The sequence below is a fragment of the Pseudorhodoplanes sp. genome, assembly GCF_050250235.1.
Lineage (GTDB): Bacteria > Pseudomonadota > Alphaproteobacteria > Rhizobiales > Xanthobacteraceae > Pseudorhodoplanes.
This window is the reverse complement of record NZ_JBFWPA010000257.1, coordinates 1-5,039: the sequence shown is the minus strand read 5'-3', so window position 1 is coordinate 5,039 and position 5,039 is coordinate 1. Positions and strand designations below refer to the sequence as shown.

The following is a 5,039-nucleotide window of genomic DNA, read 5'->3' as shown; positions in this document are numbered from 1 at the left end:
TTGTGAGGCAGAAACACTTGCGCATTGAAATCAGCAAGATCTATCCGCTAGTCGAGGCGGCGCAGGCGCATCGGGATGTCGAGGCCAGACGCCATACCGGATCGGTTCTCCTGTGTCCATGAACCCACGGCAGACTGTTCTCTACAGGGACCACATCCTTCGGCTTTCGGGACAGTCGCGATGCAACCGGCGCGTACGGTAGAAGTGCTAGGATGGCTGCACTAGCTAGTCTGCTGGTGTGCTGTCTTTGCAATCTAATTCGACACGCGCGTCACAAGCAAAGCCACGAACACAGTCGTGCTTGCACGCAACGCCCAGCGCAGGGACCGGCCTAAGCCCTAACCAATCGTGCGCCGCCAACGCTTCTTCTGTCCCTTGCGACAGCGAACTACGGCGTGCTCCTGCTTTGATGCCCAACAACTGGGCCCGGCATTGTCCAGTAGTCTGTGGCACATCTCGGAGAATGCCTGGACACGCCCACTCGGCCGGCCTGCAGCGCGGCAGAGAACCACTCTGATCTCGAAATGGTGCTTTTTGATCGGCCGAACCGCGATCGGAAAGCCCTCATAGCTGATATCGTTTGCCGGACGTTGGACGAGAATCGAATAGCCAAATCCGCGAGCGACGAACGCGCGCACAAGCTCGATGCTGCTCGTGACATACCGGATATTCGGTGTAACACCTGCCGTCTTGAAAATCGCCTTCACATTCTCGCGGCTGGGCGGCAAATCGATCATGATAAACGGCTCCCCTTGCAGATCGCGCAGATTCACTGTCGTCGACCGCGCCAACCGGTGATTTGCTGGGAGAACAATCTTAGGTGGCGTCTTATAGAGTACCTCGCGCACGAAATTCGGGGCGAGGTCGTCATCGTCATAGAGGATCGCCAGTTCGCACCGTCCATCCTGCAAATGCTTTTGCAGTTGAACCTGCGAGCCTTCGACAAACTGAATATCGACAGCAGGGTGCAGGTTCCGGAATTCAGTGATCAGTCCCGGCAGCAAGAACGGAGAGAGCGTTGTCATGCAACCGATTACCAGGCGTCCGGATAGCTCGCTCCGGCTGCCATGAAGCGTTGACTGCAAATCCGAAGCGCCGGCAAGCAGCGCGCGAATATCCGGCAAGACCTCCGCGCCGAGCGATGTGAGAAGCACCCCCTTTCCCTTTCGCCGCAGCATGAGCGCTGCACCGAACTGAGTCTCCAAACCATTGATCATCTCCGATACCGCCGACGGAGATATCCGTAACTCCTCGGCGGCGCGATTGATCGATCCGTGCTCAGCGACCTTGATAAAGTAAGTCAGTTGCCGCAGCGATAAACGAAGATCACTCATCGGATTTTCCGAATTACCTTGTCTGTAAAATCTAGTTTATCAGGCGTAACCGGGGTGTCACCATTCTCCCGAAGCCGGTCGTTCGAGATCGCCACCGGACAGCACGTCCGCAATCATTGAAGCGAGCGAACGCAAGCGTTGCACAGCTCGCCATCAAGGGAGAGGAACGCGATGAGCGCCGTCGGAGCGCTCAAGATGCATAGAATATTGTCGACTTTTGCGCGCAACGAGAGCGAGCGCACGCAAACGCATTGTCAGGGAGAAGAGCATGAACAGTTCAGCCGGAGACATCCTTCTGGTCGGAAGCGTACCGTTCGACACAGTGGACGATGTCATGAACACTTGCGCCCAGTCACTCGGCGAGCGGCTATTCGCAATGCCGGATGGCGAGGTCGGCGAGCGTTCGACCTGGATCATGTCGCTGCCGCATCTCGTCTACTCGAAGAACAAGGATCTGGAGCCGGTCCTCGTTGTTCCGCCGGAGATGGTGAAAAGCCCTGACAGCCACGATCCGGTAAAGATGAAGGCGACGCGCGGGACGTTCCGAGTGAAACCCGGCGTGACGGAAACGACTTTCGATCTGCCCTATGCGCGAGAAGCGATCCGCTCCTACGAGATATTCCGCAAACTTCGCGACGACGGCAAGATTGCGAGTCATGTCCGCTTTCAGGTCTCAATTCCCTGCACGCATGACGCGACGTCCGGCTTCTTTCCGGAGCCAAACGACAGGCTAATCGTAACGCGCGCGTTTGAGAAGGGCATCCAGGCCGACATCAAGAAGATTCTGGAGCATGTTCCCGAGAACGACCTCGTAATCCAATGGGATTATTGCTCGGAGCTCTTGGACATCCTTGGCGCCCGAGACAAATACGTCGACGGAACACCGAAGGCTTCGTCGAACGAGGAAAAATTCCAGCTCTACACATCCAAGAAGTATCTCGCGCCGATGACCGAGATGATCCCGGATGACGTTCTGGTCGGTTACCACCTCTGTTACGGCACCTGGGGCGGCTGGCCGATCGGCGAGGTCAAGGACATCGGATTTTGTGTGCGACTTGCGAACACGATGGTCGCCAACACCCCGCGCCGTATTGATTTCGTTCACCTGCCGGTCATGCCGGGTGCGGATGAGGCCTTTTTCAAGCCGCTGCAAGATCTGCGGATCGGGAATGCCAGGGTCTTTCTCGGCCTCGAACTCGCGGATGGTGTCGAGGCAATGACCAAACGGATCCAGGCCGCGCGCAAATATCTGCCGCACTTCGGGGTCGCGCATTATTGCGGCTATGGACGTCAGGATCCTGTGCAGGTGCGCGAATTGTTGAAGGACCTTCGCGCAGGGGCCGAGCGGACGGACCATTAGCACGCAATTCGGGAGGCACGTTCAGAAGCCGAGAAGCTTTCAGTGGGAGGAACACGCCATGAAATCCGATGTTTTAGTGCTCGCCGTTGCAATGACTGTGATTGCCACTCCATCCCTCGCGCAGGACAAACCCGTCACGCTCAGGATCTCGCATTGGGTGCCGGCTTCGCACATTCTGCACAAATCAGTGGAAAACTGGGCCGCGTCGGTCGAGAGAGCATCGGGCGGCACCATCAAATCCCAGATCTATCCGGCGCAGCAACTCGGCAAGGCCGTCGATAACTATGATATGGTCCGCGATGGCATCGCCGATGTCGTCTATGTCAGTCCCGGCTATCAGCCCGGACGATTTCCGATCGTGGGGCTCGCGGACATTCCATTCACAATTTCCGAAGTGCATGGCGGCATTCGTGCGATCGACTCGTGGTACCGGAAATATGCGCCGACAGAAATGAAGGACGTGAAATATTGCTTCTCGTTTATAACCGATCCTTCGAGCTGGCATTCCAAAAAGAAGATCGTCACGCCCGACGATATCAAGGGCATCAAAATGCGCCCGTCCACCGCGACTATCGGCAGTTGGATCGTGCAGCTCGGCGGCACCAATGTGCAGGCGGGCGCACCGGAAGTGCGCGATGTGCTGGAAAAGGGCGTAGCCGATGCGGTGATCTTCCCATGGGGCACTACCATCGCTTACGGCGTCGACAAGGTGACGAAGTTTCACATGGATGCGTCGATATCGACTGCGAGCTTTCAATGGCTGATCAACCAACGAGCTTATGACAATTTATCTCCGGCTCAAAAGAAGATGATCGACGAACATTGTACGACGGAATGGGCCGGCAGATTCGCCGGCCCATGGGGCGATTTTGAGCGAGCGGGCCTCGCCAAACTGAAGGAAATGCCCGGCCACGACGTGTATCAGATTACACCCGAGCAACTGGCTGCCTGGAAAAAGTCAACTGATCCGTTGCGCCAGGCCTGGGCAAACAGTGTGAGGAAGAACGGAGCGGATCCTGATAGGATCGCACAGGAGTTTGCAGATGCTCTCAAGCAATACAATGCGGGCTACTAGCTGAACTGTACGGGTCGGACGAGGATCGACGCACCATACCTGACGCTTCCGGCCGTGCTGATACGAGAAGCCGCGGGCCGATTAAAGCGACCTTTTGATCTGGGCTTGCAAATGGCGCACGCCAGGCGCGAAGCAAAGAACGCACCACGTAAATGACAGCAAGCTGAAACTAAGATCATCAAGACAAGACAGAAACTGACGGAAACACTGCCTACACAGCTTCACAGATCTTTTTGAGCAACCGTGCCGAGACGGATCTTAAAATCTTGAGTTCGGATGGAGTCAGCTCGGCCAGCAGCCATTTCTCAAGTTCAATCGCCTTCGGAACAATTTTTTCATAGGCGGCTTCTCCCTTCGCGCTTAAGCGCAGCACGATACGTCGACGATCATCCGGATCAATCCGACGATTGATCAGGCCCAGTTCGGCTAGCTCGTTGATGGCGCGCGTCACCTGAACCGCGTCCATCGTCGCGAGCCGGCCGACCTCGCGGCCGGATAATGGACCATCGGAGCCTACTCTTACCATAACGCGCCACGCCACGAGCGACATTCCGTAGTGACGGTTGTAAAAGTCGAATAGGGCCAGACTGATATAGTTCGCAGTGAATGCGAATTGATATGGCAGCCAATCATCGAGCCTGAACGTGGCGCTGGACCGAGGAGAGTTCGCCTTCCGAGGAGATCCGTGACGAGACAAGGTCCGAACCTCCTCCAAGACAGGCGAAACGCTGTCCGGATTGGCGCCTCGCCGGATGGTCACTTCAGATTTTGAAGACCCGCTGCGCGTTGTTGCCACGGATTGCTATGGCCTGTTCCGACGACAACGAATCAACACGAGCAAGACACCCCTTCATATCACCGATGTTGTGGGGGTAGTCTGATCCATAGAATATCTGATCGATTCCGGCAACTGAGATCAGAAGATCGAGCGCGTCCCGGCGATAGACCACGGCATCGTAATAGATTTTCTTGAGATATTCGCTCGGGGCGATCGAAATCTTCGTGCGGATTGAAGGCATTCTATCATAGCAGATATCTAAACGTCCTGCGAGATAAGGAAGGGTGCCACCACCGTGCGAGGCGATTAGCTTCAAATTTGGGAAGCGATCGAAGAAGCCATCGAAGATCATACGGCTGACGGAAAGCGCGGTGTCAAAGGTGAATCCGAGCGACCCAATAAGTTGGTAAGGGCCGGCATCAAGTTGGTCCGCTCCTGGAGGCGTCGTTGGATGTAGCAGCACCGGTAGCGCGCGCTTGTCGATCTCCCTCC

At 56.2% G+C, this 5,039-nt stretch carries 6 protein-coding genes; 3 read left to right on the top strand and 3 right to left on the bottom strand.

Translation table 11 applies throughout. The annotated features are described in order from the left end of the window. The first annotated feature begins 2 nt into the window (after nucleotides 1-2). A complete protein-coding gene (locus AB7F49_RS38125) occupies nucleotides 3-122 on the top strand; it encodes a zinc-binding dehydrogenase (protein WP_428532829.1) in 120 nt (39 codons plus the stop codon). 216 nt (nucleotides 123-338) lie between these two features. Here AB7F49_RS38125 and AB7F49_RS38120 read toward each other — a convergent pair whose 3' ends face one another. After that, nucleotides 339-1,334, bottom strand: a complete 996-nt coding sequence (locus tag AB7F49_RS38120) for a LysR family transcriptional regulator (protein WP_428532827.1) — start codon at nucleotides 1,332-1,334, stop codon at nucleotides 339-341. A 268-nt stretch (nucleotides 1,335-1,602) separates the two neighbouring features. On the opposite strand from AB7F49_RS38120, the gene AB7F49_RS38115 reads away from it, so the two are divergent. Both AB7F49_RS38115 and AB7F49_RS38110 read left to right on the top strand, forming a co-directional pair. Continuing rightward, a complete protein-coding gene (locus AB7F49_RS38115; protein ID WP_428532824.1) occupies nucleotides 1,603-2,694 on the top strand; it encodes a hypothetical protein in 1,092 nt (363 codons plus the stop codon). Between the two features lie 58 nt (nucleotides 2,695-2,752). Continuing rightward, the gene (locus AB7F49_RS38110; protein WP_428532821.1) at nucleotides 2,753-3,769 is read left to right on the top strand and encodes a TRAP transporter substrate-binding protein; all 1,017 of its coding nucleotides are present in this window, start codon (nucleotides 2,753-2,755) and stop codon (nucleotides 3,767-3,769) included. A gap of 211 nt (nucleotides 3,770-3,980) precedes the next feature. Here the strand turns inward: AB7F49_RS38110 and AB7F49_RS38105 are convergent, their stop codons facing one another. Beyond that, nucleotides 3,981-4,319, bottom strand: coding sequence for a MarR family winged helix-turn-helix transcriptional regulator (locus AB7F49_RS38105; RefSeq protein WP_428532818.1), 339 nt, complete (start codon nucleotides 4,317-4,319; stop codon nucleotides 3,981-3,983). Nucleotides 4,320-4,530: 211 nt separating this feature from the next. Beyond that, nucleotides 4,531-5,039: amidohydrolase family protein (locus tag AB7F49_RS38100; RefSeq protein WP_428532815.1), on the bottom strand; the 509-nt coding region annotated here is incomplete at its 5' end.

What these genes read in the sequence shown, in the direction of transcription:
- AB7F49_RS38115 (WP_428532824.1), top strand. Translation starts at nt 1,603, where the DNA reads ATGAACAGTTCAGCCGGAGACATCCTTCTGGTCGGAAGCGTACCGTTC.
- AB7F49_RS38105 (WP_428532818.1), bottom strand. Translation starts at nt 4,319, where the DNA reads ATGTCGCTCGTGGCGTGGCGCGTTATGGTAAGAGTAGGCTCCGATGGT.
- AB7F49_RS38120 (WP_428532827.1), bottom strand. Translation starts at nt 1,334, where the DNA reads ATGAGTGATCTTCGTTTATCGCTGCGGCAACTGACTTACTTTATCAAG.
- AB7F49_RS38110 (WP_428532821.1), top strand. Translation starts at nt 2,753, where the DNA reads ATGAAATCCGATGTTTTAGTGCTCGCCGTTGCAATGACTGTGATTGCC.